This window comes from Desulfitobacterium sp. (assembly GCF_982384815.1).
This window is the reverse complement of the sequence record NZ_CEVWNY010000054.1, coordinates 1-18,967: the sequence shown is the minus strand read 5'-3', so window position 1 is coordinate 18,967 and position 18,967 is coordinate 1. Positions and strand designations below refer to the sequence as shown.

Sequence of the window (18,967 nt, the reverse complement as noted above, 5' to 3'; positions counted from 1 at the left end):
GTTTAATAGGTTATAGAAATCCATAGCTTGCGCTTATTTCGAATCCTCTTCTGCGCTTAAAGTATGCAGTAAGGAGTGTCCGGCGGCTTTGATCTCCATCGGATAACCGGCTACTACGGAATATACCTGCGAAGCTCCCCTGCCAAGGATTTGATTGGCTCTGCCGGCTAGATCCCGGTAAACTCGCGAAAGGGGATTGTCGGGAACGATTCCTTCACCCACCTCATTAGTTACCATAATGACCTGAGGAGTGATTGCTTGGGCTAAGTGGGCAACGGTACGAACTTGTTCAAGAATCCATTGCTCAATTTCATCCATGACTTTGGAGTGGCCCCGTTCTTGGAGAGTTTCCTCCTCCGGATAGTTGGCAAGGAGAAGATTGGTCAGCCACAAGGTTACGCAGTCCACTAGAATTACGGCATTTTCCTTACGATATTGTTCCAGGACAGAGGCGAGAGCCAGAGGTTCTTCGACAAGCTCCCAGTTGGAGGGACGTTGCTCCTGATGTTTTTTTACCCGCAGAGCCATTTCTTCGTCATAGACTTGGGCCGTGGCCACATAAATTACGGGCAAACGGGGATGGGCAGCCATAAGTTCGGCAAAACGGCTTTTACCGCTGCGGGCCCCACCGGTAACGAGAACAAAATTTGACATATATACCTCCGTTATAACTTTTGGCTTTTAGCTGATTTTGAGCTCCATGACAGGATTATGTTCTTTTATAATAGCATATTTTGAATTGTCAAAAGGGCAGTTCAGTTTGTTGGGAATGGCCACCGTGCTATTTTCGTTAGTCATTCTTTATTACTTACCCCGGCAGATTCAAAGGTAGCCATTTCCTTAAGGATGTGGATGGAGGCATCCAGCAGGTGGAAGGCAATTGCGGCACCGGTCCCTTCACCCAACCTGAAGTCCAGGTGCATAACCGGTTTAAGTTCTAGGTGCTTCAAGGCGGCAACATGACCAATCTCCACAGAGGAATGAGATGGGATGAGATAGAAGCGGGCCGTGGGACATATTTTGGCGGCGATAAGGGCTGCCGCTGTGGAGATTACCCCATCCAAAATGATGGGTACACGGGAGTAGGCTGCGGCCAGGATAGCACCGGCCAGGGCACCGATTTCCAAACCACCGATTTTGCTAAGGACATCGATTCCATCCTCAGGATCCGGCCGATTGATTTCGATAGCACGGGTGATAACTTCTTGTTTGCGAATTAAACCGGCATCATCGAGGCCCGTTCCTCTGCCGGTAACTGCTGCGGCCGGTAATCCGGTAAAAAGGGAGATAATGGCTGCGCTAGGAGTAGTATTGCCAATACCTACTTCGCCAGTAGCTAAGACTTGGACACCGGAATTTATAGCTTGTTGGGCAATTTTTGCCCCGGTTAATAAGGAAAGAAGGGCTTCCTTACGGCTCATGGCGGGTCCTTGGGCCATATTACGGGTTCCATTCATTACACGGTTACGCATAAGCTCGGGAGGATCTAAGGGGAAGGCGATACCCACATCAGTGCAGATCACTTCTGCATTAGCATGGCGGGAAAGAACATTGATACCCGCTCCACCGCCCAAGAAATTATAAAACATTTGGGGAGTGACTTCTTGGGGGAAAGCGCTGACTCCTTCAGCTACGACACCATGATCCCCGGCCATGACGAGTACGGCTTTCTTATCGATTTTCGGCCAAGGATCACCTTGAATGCCACCTAGTTGTTTGGCGATTTCCTCCAAAACTCCTAGGCTGCCCTGGGGTTTTGTTAAGGAGTCAAGACGTACTTGCACAGCTTCCATTGATTTTTCGTCTAAATCCTGAATTCCTTGGACGAGCTGGTTCAAAACGGCCTCGCACTCTTCTAAGCTAGCGGTGGAAAGGTCCTGGCGTTCGCAGAACTTCTCTGGAGATAGTTTTTCTTGATTTAATTCTTGTTTAGTCATCTTTAATCCTCTCCTTTTTAGTAAAAAAATAAAGTCCCGCCACTTATAAGTGGTCGGGACTTTGCCTTCATCGCCAACACCCTTTCCAATCACCCCTGGAAAGAATTTATGCATTCTTGGCAGGTCTCCTGGCTCAGACTCAAGCACCTACAACCCCTTCCCGGCAAGTGCCGGTGGTTATGGTCTAGGCTCATCTTTCACAGTGGTGGGTCCGCACCGGAATTACACCGGTTTTCCTATTCTCCCCAGATGGGGCACCGAAGAATGTTAGAATATTAAGTTATTTATAGAATACCAAAAGACAAGTTTTTGTCAAGGGTCTTGGGTCAAAAGCGAAGGAAAAATTGATTTGCCATTTGCTCTTTACTTCATGTTTTGAAGGAATTATGATATAAAATATACGTTGTACTAGAACACAACCATTAAAATTATAATTGTTAAGGATGTGCATTACCGGTGAGTAAAAATATAATGAATCGGTTGTCCTTGCTTATTGACGGCATGGTTATTTTTCATGGAATAAAAGAGGATCCGATAGTAGCTGCTTTTAAGTCACTTTTAGAGCAGGCGGGATCCCAAGAATTAGATTTCAGGGAAGTCTATAAGGAGTATCACCGTTTCACTTCCTTAGCTACCGAAGTTCAGTGGCCGGAGTACCTTTGGGAGCGGATCATTCAGGATAAAAATGAGTTCAGCAGACAAGTTGCCCAAGGCGGGAAAAGCGGATTATCCAGCCACCTGCGTGAATTAGCCGGACGTGATCTCCTTTGCTGCCGTGAGCTTACCCGGATGACAAGTGAAGAGATTAAAGAAGTAATTAATCAGCGGTTAGCCGGGGAAATGAAAGAGCACAAGGAGTTATGGCAGGAGGCGCCTTTTGCTCCGGCAAGCTGGCCTAATTGGCTAAGTGTTGGCAGGGAGTGTTTCAGTCATGATAATAATTTTGCTCAAAATTATCTAATGGCTACCCAAGGCCGACTCAAAGAAGTACTAAGGCAAGGGACTGCCGAGGACATGGTAAATGCGCTTCTCACATACTATCAGGAGATGGGTACCGGATTATTCAGCCAAAGCATGGCACTAAAATGGCGAAGCAATACCGGCAAGTTAGAAGCCGTTACCGCCGATCCCATGCGCAAAAGCCAATTGATCAACCAAGAGCGTGAGCAGGGGATTGTTCTCGAGAATACGGAATTCTTCATTAGGGGTTATTCGGCCAATAATATAATACTCTACGGTAACCGGGGAACAGGCAAATCTTCTTTGGTGAAGGCTCTGCTCCATGAATACTGTGAGCAGGGGCTGCGCCTTGTGGAATTAGCAAAAACCGACTTGCAGGATTATCCCAAAATCATTGCCCTCCTTGCAAAACAGCCCCTGAAATTCATCATCTTCATCGATGATCTATCCTTTGAAGATACCGAAGCAGATTATAAGAACTTGAAAACTTTGCTGGAAGGCGGCCTTGAAGGCAAGCCCAAAAACGTTTTGATTTATGCCACCTCTAATCGGCGTAACCTTGTGCGGGAGACCTTTGCCGAGCGGCAAGGGGATGAGGTCCATCGCCGTGATAATATGGAAGAAAAATTATCCCTCTCTGACCGATTTGGCATTACGGTAACCTTCCCCTCCCCGGACCAGGAGGGATATCTTAAGATAGTGGAAGAGTTAGCTAGCCAAGAAGGGCTTCAAGTCCCCGGAGATTATTTAAGACAGCAGGCTTTGCGGTGGGTCATGAATCATAATGCCCGTTCCGGTCGAACAGCTCGTCAATTCGTGGATTATATGCTTGCCAAGCAAGGCACAACCTTTGCAGACCCTCAACGTTGAATTTTTTCCTCAACGCTGCTTTCATAGCCGGCTGAATGGCCGGCTATTTTTATTTCACACATGCCTGACTTTTTCAGGGCAGGGAGAAGGGTAAAGGGGTTAATTGTCCGGAAAAGGATGTATAGGATTAGGCTGAGTGTTCATCCTAATATTAACCTGGAAATGAAAGTGTGAAATCATTGAAATATCGAGTGTCTAACCAACAAGTTTTTTTAACCTATTTTATGATAATGTCTGTATCCTTCGGGCTCCCTAATCTGATCATCATAGATTTGGGGCAGGATTTTTGGCAAGCAATACTCTTGGCCCTGGTTATGGAAGTGATCCTGGGCTGGTTTCTCTTTAAAATGGGGCTGAAGTTTAAGGGACGGACGATCTTTCAATATAGCGAAAAGATTTTAGGAAAATTTATAGGTAAAATTATTAATGGTTTATTTAGTCTTTTTTTTACGTTCGTAGCTTTTACCGCTCTTCAGACCCTTTCGGATTTTTTTGGTTCCGTAATCATGCCTGAGACTCCGAAATATGTTTTTGCTTTAGTATTAATACTCGTTAGTACCTATGCGACATATACCGGAATCGAGGTTATAATGCGACTCCCTGGGCTTATAGCTCCTTTTGTGTTAGGATCATCGTTGTTTATCGCCCTCTTAAATTTGACTAAGATGGATACTTGGAACTTAAGACCCATGTTTCAACACAATTTTATGGAGGTTGTCCATGGTGCCGTTCTTCTAGCCGCTTGGTTCGGAGCTTGTATAATTATGAGCGTGATTATGGCTTATCACAATGAACCCCAAAAAGCTTTTAAGATTAAACTTCTCGGCATAGGTTCAGGAATTTGTCTTTTTGCACTAAATGTTTTCATTGTAATTCTGGCCATTGGTGTGGAGGTAAGTTCGCGGCAAGTTTACTCCGTATTTCTGCTCGCTCAAATAGTGGAAGCGGGAGATTTTGTTGAAAGAATAGAAGCCTTTCAAGTTGTATCTTGGACAGCGGGAGGCTTTTTTATCATTGCTTTATTTCATTATGCTGCTGCGGAGGGGTTAAGTAAGATTTTTTTCAAAAAATCCCGAGCCTTCCTAGGTTGCACTATCGGCGCGATCCTATATATTGCTTCAGTTGTCGCTTACCTCGGCGGCCAAGCTAATAATTGGCTATTGAAAGAAGTTTTTTCTGTCTATGCCTTAGGTTTTGAAATAGGGTCTGTGACTCTCCTATATTTAATTTTTATCGTAAAGGAAAAAATTAAAGGATAAAAGAGGAAAATAAATGTTTAAGGAAAAACCGGCTATTTATAAGGGATTAGAAGAGAATCGCCAATATTTAATCGAAATTTTCAATACCACGGAGCTTGCTTTTCGTGACATATCCTTTGGTAACAGGGGTAACGGGTTGCTGGTTTATCTGAGGGAATTGGTACAGCAGGAATATCTTAGCTATTCAATTATTAAACCCTTAATCGAGTTCCGTAACCATGAAAATTGCTTAGATGGTGAAGCCAAGCTATCCATAGAAATTGTCCAAAGTGAGGTCCTCGCCGACAGTCAGTTAATCAAGACTACCACTTTTGATCAAGTATCCCGAGCGCTATTATTCGGTAAAACGGCCTTTTTCTTAGAAGGTTCTTCAGAAGTCTTAATTATGGACACCTTTGGCGGAGAAAAGCGCAGTATTCAAGAGCCGGAAACTGAGACGATAGTTCGTGGCCCTCGGGAGGGATTTGTCGAAAGCATTGCCGTTAATGCCGGTTTATTGCGCCGTAAAATTAAAGATGAGAGTCTGCGGTTTGAAGTTATGAGTCTTGGCAAGCGCACCAAAACTACTATCTATGTGGTTTATCTCGAAGGGATTGCAAACCCGAAACTTATCGGCGAGGTAAAGCATCGGCTCGAGGAGATTGATATTGATGCTATCCTGGAAAGTGGTTATATTGAACAATTAATCGAGGATGGACCTCGCTCAATTTTTCCTACAGTGGGTGCAACAGAAAGGCCCGATAAATTAGCGGCCAAGCTCATGGAAGGGCGGGTCGGCATTCTGGTTGACGGAACACCTTTTGTTTTAACCGTACCCTATCTATTTGTAGAAGCCTTTCAGAATCCGGAAGATTACTATTCACGCCCTTATTATGCTTCCCTTATTCGGCTCATTCGCTATTTAGCCTTCTATTTTTCTACCAATCTTCCCGCCTTTTACGTGGCTGTCCAAGCCTATCATCAGGAAATGATCCCCACAAATCTCCTCATTTCGATGAGTGGGGGGCGGGAAGGAATCCCTTTTCCGGCAGTTTTCGAAGCTTTGTCGATGGGGATCGTTTATGAGATCTTACGGGAGGCGGGCATTAGGATACCGGGCAACATCGGCCAAGCTGTTAGTATCGTGGGGGCTCTCGTTCTTGGTGAAGCGGCTGTTCAAGCAGGTTTTGTCAGTCGGGCAATGGTGATTGTGGTAGCTCTGACCGTAATTTCCGGATACCTTACTCCGCCCATGACTGCACCAACATCTATTTTGCGTTTAATTTTCCTCATGGTCACTACTCTAATGGGAATGTTCGGGTGGTTAATGACTTTAATTGTTATCTACATTCATTTAGCTAACTTACGCTCTTTTGGGGTGCCTTATTTATCGCCGCTTATTCCGACTAATTTTGGAGATATGAAAGATGGAGTGGTTCGTTTGCCCCTATGGACAATGTTTACTCGTCCAACTTTAATCAGCAACAGTGATCGCCAAGGGAGAAATACCCTGAAGAAGAGGCTGGGGATTCCCAAGCGAAAAAGTAATTAACAGCACAAAAACGGAGGGGCGGTCGTTGCCAAATGACTAATCCTATTAAGCAAAGGGCCATTGGGTTGATTCTAATTATCGCTATTTTACTCTTTTTACCAGGATGCTGGAATTACCGAGAACTGAATGAGATAGGTATTGTCGGTGCGATGGGCATAGACCTTAATGAGCAGGGAGGGATTAAGCTGACGGTTCAAGTCATTAATCCCCAATCCGCTACCACGAGGGGGCAAACCCCAAAGAATCCCATGCGTGTTGAATACAGTGAGGGGGAAACCCTTTTTGATGCAATTCGTAATTTAATGAAGAAGTCCGGGCATCGACTTTATTATCCTCATATGCAAGTAATAGTTTTTGGTGAAGAGCTTGCTCGTAAGGGGATTTTGCCGGTTTTAGATTTTTTGGAGCGTGACCCGGAATTTCGGCTTTTAACCTGGGTTCTGGTTACGGAGGGAAAAGCAGAGGAGATTATCCGGGCCCCTTCCAATGAAGCATTAATCAGTGCTTTGAATCTAAAATCCCTGGTGGAGAATTATAAATCCTTATCGAAATCTACCCCGGCTAACTTACTGAATCTTTTCAGTATGCTTTACTGTGAGGGAATTGAACCGGTCGTTGGTAAGGTGCGATTTATTGAGGAAAAGGGAGAGACTACTTTTGTCATAGAGGGCGGAAGTGCTTTTAAGGAAGATAAGCTCATTGCTTGGCTGGATGATGATGAGGCGAGGGGTTTACTATGGATTGAGGATGAAATTAAAAGTGGCATTATCACGGCAACAATGGATGCTACCAAGATCTCCTTCGAAATTATGCGTGCTAAGACTAAGGTAAAACCGATCTTAGAAGGAGAAAATCTGAAGTTTGAGATTGATGTTGATGCGGTCTGTAATCTGGGGGAGCGAATGGATCATGCTGAGACGAAAACCAAAGAAGAGTATGAAGAATTAACAAATATCTTAAATAAAGCGATCATTGAAGAAATTCAAGTCACTTTGGAGAAAGCTCAAAAAGAGCTAAAAGTAGATATTCTTGGTTTGGGGTTAAATGTAATGCGGAAATATCCGGATTATTGGCAAGAACATAAAGATAAATGGGAGGAGATCTTTCCTGATTTGGATGTAGAGATTCTAGTTCATGGAAAGATAAATTCACGAGGGTCCATTACCTAACAACGCTGCCATAAGGGATGGACGCCAAACAATTTCTGGTATACAATTAAAATTAATCGCTTTTTATCCGATCATAACGGAATTCCACGAATTGGTGAGGAGGAACACTGGTGTTTGAAAATGATATTCTCATAGCTGGGGGAGATCCGGGGTTTGGAGCTATTAAGCTGGATGCAGGGGACACTAAAGTGCTGTTTCCGGCGGTCATTTGTAAGGGAAATGAACGGATTTTCTCTACTTTAGGCAATAGCAATGTTGGTAGGGGAAGCGAAGAAGAAATGCAGATTGCCGCTTTGGATGTTGTCGTAACTAATCATTCTACAGGAATTGCTCGCCATTATTTCATGGGTAGTCTGGCTGAAAGCCTGAATCCTAATGAAGCCCATTATTGTTGGGATGAGGATAAGTCCACAGATGAAGAGGCAACAGCCCTGTTGGTCGTGGCCTTAGCAATAGCTCAGAGGGAACCCAAGGCCAATATTTATTTGGGAACCGGTGTTCCCGTTAAGTATTACGCCGCCTTAAAAGATAAATATGAAGCTGAGCTTAAAGGGTCTTGGTCGGTTACCTTTCGTTCAGGTCCCTTTAAAGGACAGACTCGCCAATTAACAATTATTCGTTCTCGCGTCCTACCTCAAAGCTATGGTGTTTTTATCAAAGAAACCTTAAACGAGTATGGAATCCCCACCAGCCCCAAATTATTCAATGGTTACGTGGTTGTGATCGACCCCGGATTTAGAACCACAGATGTAGCAACTTTTTATGATGGAGTTATGTTGGATCCGCCCAATTCCTTCAGTATCGAAAAAGGATTGAAATGGGCTTATACCGGTGTTGCCGAAAAGTTAAAGGAAATGACCAATAATCATTTAAACCCCATTGAAACTGATGATAAAGAACTGGACAAGATCTTCCGGGTCAACGGAGGGATGTATCCCTGGAACAATGGGGCCATCAACCTCAATCCCGTCATGCAAGGTATGTTGGAGCAGTTGGGAACGGATATTTCCCGGGAAGTCAAAAAGTCCCTGAAGCCAATGCTGGGTAAGATCCATACGGTTCTAGTAGCGGGAAAAGTAGGGGAACTGGTTTTTGACCACTTACAATTTGAAAATAAAGTCTTAGTTGATAATCCCCAGTTCGGTAATGCCACAGGCTTCAGAATTATGGCAGCGAATTTGGTCAATAACCTAACCAAGAAGGCCAATGCTAATCATGAATAAAAGCTTTCCCCTCACTCTTAATTTTGGGAAGGAAGATGAAGATCTATGGCAGTATCTTTTTCCACTTTCTCGGGAAGAAAGAGAGGGAATTATCAAGAAAGCCTTACATCAATATGTCGGTGATATTTTAGCGGCGAAGAACGTGAAGGAAGATCCTTCACAAGGGAGTTGGGGGTTGGAAGCTCTGTTTGTACCTCCCCCGGAGAATATCGGAAATGATCCCCAAAATAATCCCCCTAGCACCCTATCCGACCAATCTTTACAAGATGTGTCGGCGGCACCGGCGAGTTCTTTAAACCATCTTTTTCAGCTAATTGGCGACGAAGATGATCACGAAGTTCTTGAGTTTTTTCGGTCAGGCCCAAAAATTAACCATCTTCAGGGCTCGGATAGGATAAGCAAAGTTGTCGGTGGTGCAAAAGCGAGTAATAGTATAGAAGGGCTGGAACCAAAAGCAGAACAGATTGAGTTTCCCAACCAACCTATTCTGAAGGTCGGTTCCAAGGGTTTAGATTTTGTTCTTAACCAAGTTATAGGGGAAGAAGCGGATCCTGAGGTGCTTAATTTCTTTCAGAAAAGAAGTAAAGTCGGAGAGTAGAGACAATCCGTAAATAAAAACCCGCAAACCGGCTAGTCCTGATTTGGTATGGATCAACGTATGTCTAAGAGATATGAAAAAAGTATAGAATAAAAGATAGTGTAATGTGTTTTTGAGAGGAGATGTTTGTATGAGTGGATTCGGAAATCAGTTAAAGACTGTTTTTTTGATGGGTTTATTGACGGTTCTGGTTATTCTTGCCGGTGCTGCCATCGATGGCCGGGGTGGCATGCAAACGGCCTTTATCTTCGCCCTGGTCATGAATTTCGGCAGCTACTGGTTTAGCGATAAGATGGCCTTGGCCATGACCAAGGCCCAACCCCTTAGCCGTGAACAGAGCCCGGAGCTTTACGCACTGGTAGAAAAACTTGCGGACAACGCCGGCTTGCCGATGCCAAGACTGTATATGACTCCTTCACCTCAACCCAATGCCTTTGCCACCGGACGGAATCCTAAGCATGCGGCGATTGCCGTAACTCAAGGGTTAATGCAGCTTCTTAATCGTGAGGAATTGGAAGGGGTCTTAGCCCATGAAATGGCTCACATCAAAAACCGAGATATCCTGATCAGTACTTTAGCGGCTGTCATGGCCGGTGTCATTACCATGTTGGCCCATTGGGCACAGTGGGCCTTGATGTTCGGCGGCTTAGGTGGCAACGATGACGAAGGAGGCGGTCTTGCTGCTCTGCCCATGATCATTTTGGGTCCGATTGCGGCTTTGCTGGTTCAAATGGGAATTTCCCGTTCCCGTGAGTATCTTGCCGACGCTTCGGGAGCAGAGATTGCCGGCAATTCCTATGGTCTGGCTAATGCTCTTCAGAAATTAGAGCGAGGCTCGCAAGTTATCCCCATGCAGGTTAATCCCTCCGCCAGCCATATGTTTATTGTGAATCCTTTGAATTCAAGGAGAGTAGCGAATCTATTCAGCACACATCCCCCGATTGAAGAAAGGGTAAGACGGCTCTATGATCTGGGACAACATTAAATCACAATAAGCTTTGATATGGATATAATATTTTGGCCAGCCTGGTTAGAGATAATATTTATTTTTAGCCTAAGCTGGTCATTTTCTATCCGGCAATTGTATTAGCATTGATTTTTGTGATGGTACGGATTAGAATTGAACCAGACTAAAAATTATTACTACTTTAAGTGACTAATAGTATTCGGAGGGTAGCGTGAGGATGGCTAAGATTTTAATTGTTGATGATTCCCTCTTTTCGCAAAAAGTAAACGCTCGGCTTATTGAAAAATACTTAAATGGGGCGGAGATTTCTTTTGCCAATGACGGTGAGGAGGGGCTCGAACGTTACAAAGCGTTAAAACCGGATTATGTGTTTTTGGACTTATTGATGCCCAAACTACATGGCCGAGAATTGATCGCTCTTATCAAGCAATATGACCCTAAGGCAAAAATTATCGTGGTATCAGCGGACATACAGAAAAATGTAAGAGAAGAGATTAGTCGGTACAATATCGTAGAATTTATTAATAAGCCTTTTAATGAAGAAAAGGCAAAGGCAATATGCGAAGTAATAAGGAATGATAAGAATGGATGAGGAAAAATTTAAATATGATATTTTAAACGAGTTATTTAATATCTCGGTGGGGCAAGCGGCGAGCTTGCTGTCGGAGATGATTGACCGCACCTTATTATTAAATGTGCCCAAACTTAAAATCATCGATAATAACCATGGCCATTATGAAATTGATGATGCTTTTTTACCGATAGAAACGGATGGAACCCTCATGGTTTCCTCAATCAGTTTTGATAATACACTGACCGGTAAAGCAAACCTTATTTTTCCCGCTAAAAAAATGAGAACTTTTATTAATCTCTGTGTAAATGAGGCTGCCCCTGAAGAAAACAACGATTTAAACTTTTCCGATATTGATTTTGATATTATTAAAGAAATCGGCAATATCGTTTTAAACAGCATTATTGGTGGAGTGAGCAATTTTTTACAAATTAATTTAGATTATTCTTTGCCTGAGGTTAAAATTTTCAATAAGAATGATTTTACTTTAAATATTAAAGAATATTCGCGCATTATAATTATGTTATCGATTACCTTCGTTATCGATGAAACGGAAATTGATGGTGCGATAATGATCAACCTAACCTTATCTTCTTTAAAGGAATTAATGGGGAAAATTGAAAAGATGGAAGTTGAGTTAGATGGATAGATTTTTGTTTAATATTATTGATAACATTGATGTTGGGATTTTAATCCTTAATGAGGAAATGAGAATTGGGTGCTGTAACCAATACCTTTCAAGGTTTATCGGATATGATAAGAAAGAAATAATTAATCAGCATATTTATGAAGTGTTGCCCAAATTACGGAATACATATATTGAAAAAGTCCTCAAGGACTGCTTAAATAATGGCAGTAAAATGTTTCTTTCTGCTGCCTTGCATACAAATATCCTTGATCCGGACCACAAGTTTAATGTTAAGATAAGCCGTTTCTTAGAGGGGAGTTCTAAGTTCCTGCTTATGGAATTCATTGACGTTACAAGTCAATTTATCCAGATCGAACGTTTAAGAAATAATGTGATGGAGCTTTCTAAGGTTAATAAAGAACTAAAAGAGAAAGAAAAAATCATTGAGAATATGGCTTATTATGATTGCTTAACAGGGATTCCCAATCGAACGTTTTTTTATAAATTGGCAGATAAATTCTTGGAAAATGCCAAGAGAAATAATACTATTTTAGGTCTTATGTTCATTGATGTAGATAGGTTTAAAATGATCAACGATACCTATGGTCACAAGGTTGGCGATAAGGCACTTGTGCAAGTGGCCAAGATATTAACTGAGGTTATCAGAAAGAACGATACCGTTGCCCGGTATGGTGGAGATGAATTCCTAGTTCTTCTGCCTAATCTCCTAGCTCCCCATAATTATCAAGTAATTGCTTCGCGGATTATTAATCACCCGGAGCGGTTCATCAAGATTAACGGAATAGAGGTTGAGCTTTCCTTCAGCATCGGGGTTAGTTTTTATCCTGATGATGGAGATTGTATTGATAAGCTGATTGCCAAGTCCGACCAGAATATGTATTTTAATAAAACCGGTAAGAAAAAAGCTTGTTGCTGTTTAGGCAGTCTTTAATAGAGGAGCCGCTACAACTTATTTGAGTCGTAGCGGCTCTTTTTAATCTAGGTAGAGGTTCTGCTCGGTATTATAATTTAAAAAGTTGCGCCGATCCGGAAAATACCAAATTCCTGGTGTCCCAAACTTTCCGACTTCGTTAACTTCCCGCCGGCCACTTCGATCATCTCATCAAAGATTCGTTGACCGGCTTGTTCGATGGTTTCCTCTCCGGAAATAATGGTTGATAGATCAAGGTCGATGTTATCGGCCATTTTTTGATAGGTATCGCCATTGGCTGTGATCTTAATCACCGGGGCAATGGGCGAGCCGGTGGGAGTGCCGCGGCCGGTAGTAAAGACGAGGATTTGTACCCCTCCGGCCAGCATTCCGGCCATAGATTCCACGTCCTGGCCCGGTGTATCCATAACATAAAGGCCTTTGCCTTGGGGAGCTTCCCCGTAGGCTAGGATATCCTGGATTATGGAATGGCCGGCTTTATAAATACAACCTAAGGATTTTTCTTCAATGGAGCTAATGCCGCCGGCGATATTGCCGGGGGTAGGTTGTCCATCCCGGAGATCTACATGGAGTTGCTTGGCTCGAAGTTCGGTGTCCTCGACGATCCGAATTAATTTTTGAGCTACTTGGGGGGATTTGGCTCGTTTGGCGAGGACATGCTCAGCACCGATAAATTCGGTAGTTTCGGAAAGCATGGCCGTGCCTCCGGCTTTGACTAAAAGATCCGAGGCAGTTCCTACAGCAGGATTAGAGGCTAAACCAGAGGTAAAATCTGATCCGCCGCACTCAATACCTAGGGAAAGATCAGTAATCGGTGCCTCCTCCGGTTTTAGAAGGGAAAGATCCCGTGCCATTTGGCCGGCGATTTGTACGCCTGAAGCAGTAGTTTTTAAAGTTCCACCGTTTTCTTGAATGATAATAGCTTGGACCGGTTTTCCGGTTTTGGCTATTTCATCTGCTGTTTCCCGGATGGGAATACCCTCACATCCTAAGCCTACAACCAAGACTGCCCCCACGTTGGGGTTTTGGCCGAGTCCGATTAAGGTACGCAGGGTCTGCTCATAATCGGCCCCTAGCTGGCAGCAACCATGTTGATGGGGAAGGGCCACGGCACCGGGAACCTGGGAGGCAATATTTACGGCGACCGTGGATGAGCATACGGAGGTCGGCAGAATGAGGAGATGATTGCGGATGCCAAATTGTCCATCGGGACGGCGATAACCGAAGATTTTCATTGCTTAAGCCTCCTTGCTTTGCTCTAAATCGCCCCGACCACGTTTGGATTCCATGTTATGAACATGAACGTGCTGACCGGGTTCAATAGCACTTGTGGCAACACCGATACTTTCGGCGTATTTCAGTACATCTTCACCTTTGGCAATAGGAAGAATGGCTACCTTATGGCCTAAGGGGATATCCTGGCTAACCAATAGTGTTTGCTTTTTCCCACTCCTAAAAAATGAAATGGTGGTACCGGCAGATATATGATCCACACAGGTAGCAACATTATCTTTTTCGTGTATTACAACTGCCCGTTTTTTCACACTGTTCCTCCATTCTTGTCATTTTTAAAACTATAATATAACACAATTATTATACCATAATCTATTTTTAATGGGTTAATACATAATTATCAGGTGTCTAAGAAATACTATAACGCATCTGCCGCTTTATGGCGTTTTGAAAGGAGTTGCCTGAATATGTTTATTATTGCCATAAGGACATTGATTCTTTATTGTTTTGTCATTGCGGCCTTGCGCCTGATGGGTAAACGTGAGATTGGGCAACTGCAACCCTTTGAGTTGGTAGTAATCCTGATGATATCGGATTTGGCCGCTATCCCCAGCGAAGATATCGGCATTCCTTTGATTTCCGGGATTATTCCGATTTTGGTTTTAGTTTTCATCAGTATATCCATTTCTTATCTAGAATTAAAAAGCGAGCGGGCAAAGAATATTTTTAACGGCACCCCTTCCATATTAATCGAGAGGGGAAAAATTGTCGAACACGAGTTGGTGCGCAATCGCTTGCCCTTATCGGATTTAGTAGAAGAACTGCGGATGCGCAGTATTCCTAATATCGCCGATGTGGAATTTGCAATTCTCGAGACTAATGGCCAGATCAGTGTTTTACCTAAATCGACAAAACGTCCGGTAACACCGGAGGATTTAAAATTGCAACCGGCTTATGAGGGGCTTCCTATTATTTTTATTATGGATGGCATTCTCAATGAAAGGGCCCTTGCTTTAACGGGGAAGGACAAGGCTTGGCTGGAAAAAGAACTTAAAAAGCAACAGCTTAATAGCATAGACCAAGTTTTTTTAGCAAGTTTAGACTCAGCTGATAATCTCTACCTTCAAGGTAAGGAAAAGTATGTAAGGAGAGGAAGGGAATCCTCGAAACAAAATATTTCTAAACATAAGAAAAAATAGCTTATGAGGAGGGATACTTGTGCTAAGAACCTACGCAGTAGCGGCAACAATTATTCTTATCATAATTTTTGGTGGATATTGGCATAATCAATACCTATATCAATCGACAGATATCTTGGTCGGGAAGCTTTCCTCTGTGGAGAAGTTAGTTCAAGAAAGAAATTGGGATAATGCGATTCAGGAAATCGGGAAGGTTAAGCTGGATTGGCAGGAAACCAAAATGATCTGGAGTATTTTGTTGAATCATCAAGAGATTGACAATATCGAAGTAAGCTTAGAGCGGGTGGAAAAATATATTGTCGAAAAAGAACCGGCCCTAAGCTTAGGTGAGGTTTCCGCTTTACTATTGTTATTCAATCATATAGCGGATACTGCGACCGTTACTTTGCAGAATATTTTTTAAAGAAGGAAGTCCGGCAATATTTATAACTTTAATTTTTTGCTTAAGTTTATTATAAAGAATACTAATAGCATAATTCAAAAAAATTATTGAAGATAAAGCAATTTTCTGTAGATTTCGAATTAATAAAGAGTTAATATTAAAACCAGATATTGCTAAAGTATTCACATTTACATGCTATGTCGTTAATTATTTCACTACCTGAATTGGCCCCGGACTTATATTTTTTAGCTACAAGGTAAAAGTTTTTAAAGAGGTGAAGATTGTGAAACGAGATGAAAACCCAGTGGAAAGCGGATATCAACGTCTAGAAAGAAGAGGGGTATCCAGGCGGGACTTTTTGAAACTGTGCACAATCACATGCGCGGCACTTGGGCTTGATTTGGGTTATGCCCCCCAAATCGCGGAGGCAGCGGCAGCAAACCTGCAGAAGAAACCGGTTATTTGGATGCAAGGACAGGGATGTACCGGGTGTAGTGAATCATTATTAGCTTCACTTGACCCGGGACCGGAGCAGATTATCCTCGATCTCCTTTCGGTGCGCTACCATCCGAACTTGATGGCGGCTTCCGGGGAACAAGCAATTCAAAGCTTGGAAGAATGTATAGCTAAAGGCAATTACCTACTCGTGCTTGAGGGAGCTATCCCGACCGCAGATCCACGGTATTGTATGGTTGAGGGTCAACCCTTTATCAAACAATTCCAAAAAGCCGCTGCTAAAGCCGAAGCGGTTATAGCTGTGGGTTCCTGCGCTTGCTACGGAGGGATTCCGCGGGCCGGCTTCACAGGGGCGGTAGGGGCTCAAGATGTGCTCAAAGAGGTTAAAGTAGTTAACCTTCCCAGCTGTCCGGTTAAGCCTGACCGGTTAGTCGGATTACTCTTATATTACCTGGGTAAAAATTCCTTACCCAAACTTGATGCCCATAATCGACCGGAAGCTTTTTACGGCTATACCCTGCATGATAGTTGTTTCCGCCGCATCCACTATGAAAAAGGAGAGTTCCTGGCGGATTGGAATAATCCCGACACAACGGATTGGTGCCTCTATCAAAAGGGGTGTAAAGGGAAAGAAACTTACTCTGATTGTGCAAGTTCTTGGTGGAATGATCGGGTGAGTTATTGCGGTTACGCCGGATCACCCTGTGCCGGTTGTAGTCAGCCTGAATACTATGATGGCTACGCGCCCCTATTTGTGAATCCCAAGGAGGAGAAGTAGATGGCTAAGAGAATCGTTGTCGATCCCGTGACAAGAATAGAGGGCCACTTACGAATTGAAGTGGAAATAGATAATGGGGTTGTTACTAACGCCTGGGCTCAAGGAACAATGTTTCGCGGCATTGAGCAGATTCTTCAAGGGAGAGATCCCCGTGACGCAGTTTACATCACGGAACGGGTTTGTGGAGTATGTGTGGCATCACACGGCTGGACCTCAGCAATGGCGGTTGAAGACGCCCATGGGGCCAAGGTCCCCTGGGCCGCCCAACTGATACGTAATCTGCTGACAGGTGCCATGTGGCTGCACGATCATCCTTTACATTTTTATCATCTTTCTGCCTTGGATTATCTCGATGTTCTGGCAATTCAGCATTATAAGGGCAATGATCAAGAGTTGCTTGCCGTTAAGAAAAAGCTCATGGCCTTAGTGGAGGCGGGGGATACCGCTCCCCTTACCCCTAGATATAAGCCTGATGCTTATTCCGTAAACGATCCGGAAGTTGTAATTACCATGCTGGCCCATTACCTGGAGGCATTAAAGGTTCAAGCCAAAGCGAAAAAGTTGTCGGCAATACTGGGGGGAAAACAGCCGCATCAATCCAGTATAGTGGTTGGGGGAGTTACAATCTATCCCACCCAGGAACAGCTTAAGGCCTTTAAAACTCTGTTCAATGAGGCTGTGCAGTTTATTCAAACCGTCTATGTTCCCGATGTAGTAAGATTTTGCTCCGGTCCTCTGCTGGAACTAGGGAGAGGCGGGGTTGGTGCCGGCTCTGGAAGTTATCTGGCTTATGGCGGTTTCCCGATGGACGATCAGGGTAAAGAGAGATTGTTTAAGGGCGGCCTTATCAGCAGCAAGTCACCGGGAGTTGTTCAAGAACTGGATATAAGCAAGATCACGGAAGATGTGGCTAGTTCTTGGTATCGCGAAGCAAGCCCCGCTCATCCTTGGGAAGGGGATACTGTAATCGATCTTGATAAAAAAGGTGCTTATACCTTTATTAAATCTCCCCGCTATAACGGGGAAGCTCCTGAAGTGGGACCGCTGGCACGGATGCTGGTAATGCAGCATTCGGGATTGATCGATTTGATGAACAGGTATGGAATTAAACCCGGAGCAGTCGCCCGCCATCTTGCCCGCGCTCAGGAAACATTGCTTGTCATAGAGGCTATGTATCGTTGGCTGAATGAATTAGAAGAGTTATTAAGCAGTAAATCCGGTCGTCCGGCAATTCATGATGCTTTACACTGGGATCCCCCCGCTCAGGCTCAAGGGGTTGCCATAAACGAAGCTCCACGGGGAGCTTTAGGCCATTGGGTTAAAATCGATGAACATAAAATTAAGAACTATCAACTGGTAGTACCTACAACCTGGAATGTTTCCCCACGGGATGACAAGGGAATGGCCGGTCCGCTTGAACAAGCCTTGATTGGACTGACCGTTGATCCGAACAATCCGGTAAATATTGTCCGGGTAATTCGGTCATTTGATCCCTGTCTGGCATGTGCTGTGCATCTTATTGATGTCAATGGGGAGAAGATAGTAAGGCTTTAGGAGGTGAGTCAACCCAGAGGATTACGTATCAAGAAGTGAAAGAAAAATAGTTGGTATTCAAGAAAGGGAGGCTTTTCTATGAGTGAGGAAAAGGATTTGTCAAGAAGAAGATTTTTAAAATCGGGAATTCTGGCTGCTGGAGCCTTAGCCGTTGGTACCAGTATCTTTCATACTAATGATGTGGCAGCTGCAACTACCCAATCCCCAGCGGGTGAGCATTGTGAAGCACCAAGTTTTCCGTACCCTTATGTAAAACTTGACCCCGAACTGGCGAGACAAGCCGGTTATGCAGGCTATGGTAAGTCGAAGTGTTCGTATGGTGCCTTTGAAGCGATTATTGGCCAATTGAGAGATAAAATAGGTTATCCCTACACCCACGTTCCGACCCAGGTTCTGGGATGGGGTGGTACCGGTGGTGGAGGCTGGGCTACTCTCTGTGGGGCCCTCATCGGTGCAGCTACTGCGATTAACTATACGATGGAAAAGAAAGATGCCGATAAAGTGGTTAGTGAATTGTTTGGTTGGTATTGTGATCATGCATTCCCCGAATTTACTCCGGTAGCCGGTAAGGCGTTGGAATATGAAGGCCCGCTGGATAAAAGTGTTTCAGGGTCACCACTTTGCCACGTTTCGGTTAGTATATGGTGCGATGCTTCCGGCCTGAAGGCCGAAAGCAAGGCCCGAAGCGAACGCTGTGGCC

The 18,967-nt window shown here is 44.0% G+C and carries 19 protein-coding genes and 1 riboswitch; of the genes, 15 read left to right on the top strand and 4 right to left on the bottom strand.

Translation table 11 applies throughout. The features are described 5' to 3' along the window. Positions 1-33 precede the first annotated feature (33 nt). Both cobU and cobT read right to left on the bottom strand, forming a co-directional pair. The gene (gene cobU, locus AC1U9U_RS09640; protein ID WP_479960352.1) at positions 34-654 is read right to left on the bottom strand and encodes a bifunctional adenosylcobinamide kinase/adenosylcobinamide-phosphate guanylyltransferase; all 621 of its coding nucleotides are present in this window, start codon (positions 652-654) and stop codon (positions 34-36) included. Positions 655-794: 140 nt separating this feature from the next. Next, on the bottom strand, positions 795-1,937 hold the full coding sequence (cobT, locus tag AC1U9U_RS09635) for a nicotinate-nucleotide--dimethylbenzimidazole phosphoribosyltransferase (RefSeq protein ID WP_479960351.1): 1,143 nt from the start codon (positions 1,935-1,937) through the stop codon (positions 795-797). 101 nt (positions 1,938-2,038) lie between these two features. After that, positions 2,039-2,215: riboswitch (cobalamin riboswitch) on the bottom strand. 178 nt (positions 2,216-2,393) lie between these two features. On the opposite strand from cobT, the gene AC1U9U_RS09630 reads away from it, so the two are divergent. The 10 genes from AC1U9U_RS09630 (at position 2,394) to AC1U9U_RS09585 (ending at position 12,665) form a co-directional block, all read left to right on the top strand. Beyond that, positions 2,394-3,767 carry an ATP-binding protein gene (locus AC1U9U_RS09630; protein ID WP_479960350.1) on the top strand — a complete coding sequence of 458 codons (1,374 nt, stop codon included), beginning with the start codon at positions 2,394-2,396 and terminating at the stop codon, positions 3,765-3,767. Positions 3,768-3,958: 191 nt separating this feature from the next. Next, the gene (locus tag AC1U9U_RS09625; protein ID WP_479960349.1) at positions 3,959-5,026 is read left to right on the top strand and encodes a GerAB/ArcD/ProY family transporter; all 1,068 of its coding nucleotides are present in this window, start codon (positions 3,959-3,961) and stop codon (positions 5,024-5,026) included. A gap of 13 nt (positions 5,027-5,039) precedes the next feature. After that, positions 5,040-6,557 carry a spore germination protein gene (locus AC1U9U_RS09620; protein ID WP_479960348.1) on the top strand — a complete coding sequence of 506 codons (1,518 nt, stop codon included), beginning with the start codon at positions 5,040-5,042 and terminating at the stop codon, positions 6,555-6,557. A gap of 32 nt (positions 6,558-6,589) precedes the next feature. Then, positions 6,590-7,726 carry a Ger(x)C family spore germination protein gene (locus tag AC1U9U_RS09615; protein ID WP_479960347.1) on the top strand — a complete coding sequence of 379 codons (1,137 nt, stop codon included), beginning with the start codon at positions 6,590-6,592 and terminating at the stop codon, positions 7,724-7,726. 110 nt (positions 7,727-7,836) lie between these two features. Beyond that, entirely contained in the window at positions 7,837-8,949 is a 1,113-nt protein-coding gene (locus AC1U9U_RS09610) for a ParM/StbA family protein (protein ID WP_479960346.1), read from the top strand. Beyond that, a complete protein-coding gene (locus AC1U9U_RS09605) occupies positions 8,942-9,547 on the top strand; it encodes a hypothetical protein (RefSeq protein WP_479960345.1) in 606 nt (201 codons plus the stop codon). The genes AC1U9U_RS09610 and AC1U9U_RS09605 overlap by 8 nt, the downstream gene beginning before the upstream one ends. 130 nt (positions 9,548-9,677) lie before the next feature. Beyond that, entirely contained in the window at positions 9,678-10,532 is an 855-nt protein-coding gene (locus tag AC1U9U_RS09600; protein ID WP_479960344.1) for a zinc metalloprotease HtpX, read from the top strand. Between the two features lie 199 nt (positions 10,533-10,731). Further along, positions 10,732-11,106 carry a response regulator gene (locus AC1U9U_RS09595; RefSeq protein WP_479960343.1) on the top strand — a complete coding sequence of 125 codons (375 nt, stop codon included), beginning with the start codon at positions 10,732-10,734 and terminating at the stop codon, positions 11,104-11,106. Beyond that, positions 11,099-11,734, top strand: a complete 636-nt coding sequence (locus tag AC1U9U_RS09590; protein WP_479960342.1) for a chemotaxis protein CheC — start codon at positions 11,099-11,101, stop codon at positions 11,732-11,734. Before AC1U9U_RS09595 ends, AC1U9U_RS09590 begins: the two co-directional genes overlap by 8 nt. Next, positions 11,727-12,665 (top strand): GGDEF domain-containing protein, encoded by a 939-nt coding sequence (locus AC1U9U_RS09585; RefSeq protein WP_479960341.1) that lies wholly within the window; start codon positions 11,727-11,729, stop codon positions 12,663-12,665. The genes AC1U9U_RS09590 and AC1U9U_RS09585 overlap by 8 nt, the downstream gene beginning before the upstream one ends. Positions 12,666-12,742: 77 nt before the next feature. On the opposite strand, the gene AC1U9U_RS09580 is transcribed toward AC1U9U_RS09585, so the two are convergent. Then, the gene (locus AC1U9U_RS09580; RefSeq protein ID WP_479960340.1) at positions 12,743-13,900 is read right to left on the bottom strand and encodes a UxaA family hydrolase; all 1,158 of its coding nucleotides are present in this window, start codon (positions 13,898-13,900) and stop codon (positions 12,743-12,745) included. A gap of 3 nt (positions 13,901-13,903) precedes the next feature. After that, complete coding sequence (locus tag AC1U9U_RS09575) at positions 13,904-14,209, bottom strand: UxaA family hydrolase (RefSeq protein ID WP_479960339.1); 306 nt, start codon at positions 14,207-14,209, stop codon at positions 13,904-13,906. Positions 14,210-14,365: 156 nt separating this feature from the next. On the opposite strand from AC1U9U_RS09575, the gene AC1U9U_RS09570 reads away from it, so the two are divergent. From AC1U9U_RS09570 to AC1U9U_RS09550, 5 genes are all read left to right on the top strand, one after another. Next, the gene (locus tag AC1U9U_RS09570; RefSeq protein ID WP_479960338.1) at positions 14,366-15,097 is read left to right on the top strand and encodes a DUF421 domain-containing protein; all 732 of its coding nucleotides are present in this window, start codon (positions 14,366-14,368) and stop codon (positions 15,095-15,097) included. A gap of 19 nt (positions 15,098-15,116) precedes the next feature. Continuing rightward, a complete protein-coding gene (locus AC1U9U_RS09565) occupies positions 15,117-15,500 on the top strand; it encodes a DUF4363 family protein (RefSeq protein ID WP_479960337.1) in 384 nt (127 codons plus the stop codon). A gap of 253 nt (positions 15,501-15,753) precedes the next feature. Continuing rightward, positions 15,754-16,713: a hydrogenase small subunit gene (locus tag AC1U9U_RS09560; RefSeq protein WP_479960336.1), complete on the top strand. Its 960-nt coding sequence runs from the start codon at positions 15,754-15,756 to the stop codon at positions 16,711-16,713. After that, a complete protein-coding gene (locus tag AC1U9U_RS09555; protein WP_479960335.1) occupies positions 16,714-18,267 on the top strand; it encodes a nickel-dependent hydrogenase large subunit in 1,554 nt (517 codons plus the stop codon). It abuts the gene before it with no gap. A gap of 78 nt (positions 18,268-18,345) precedes the next feature. Then, a partial coding sequence (locus AC1U9U_RS09550; RefSeq protein WP_479960334.1) for a C-GCAxxG-C-C family (seleno)protein occupies positions 18,346-18,967 on the top strand: 622 nt, incomplete at its 3' end.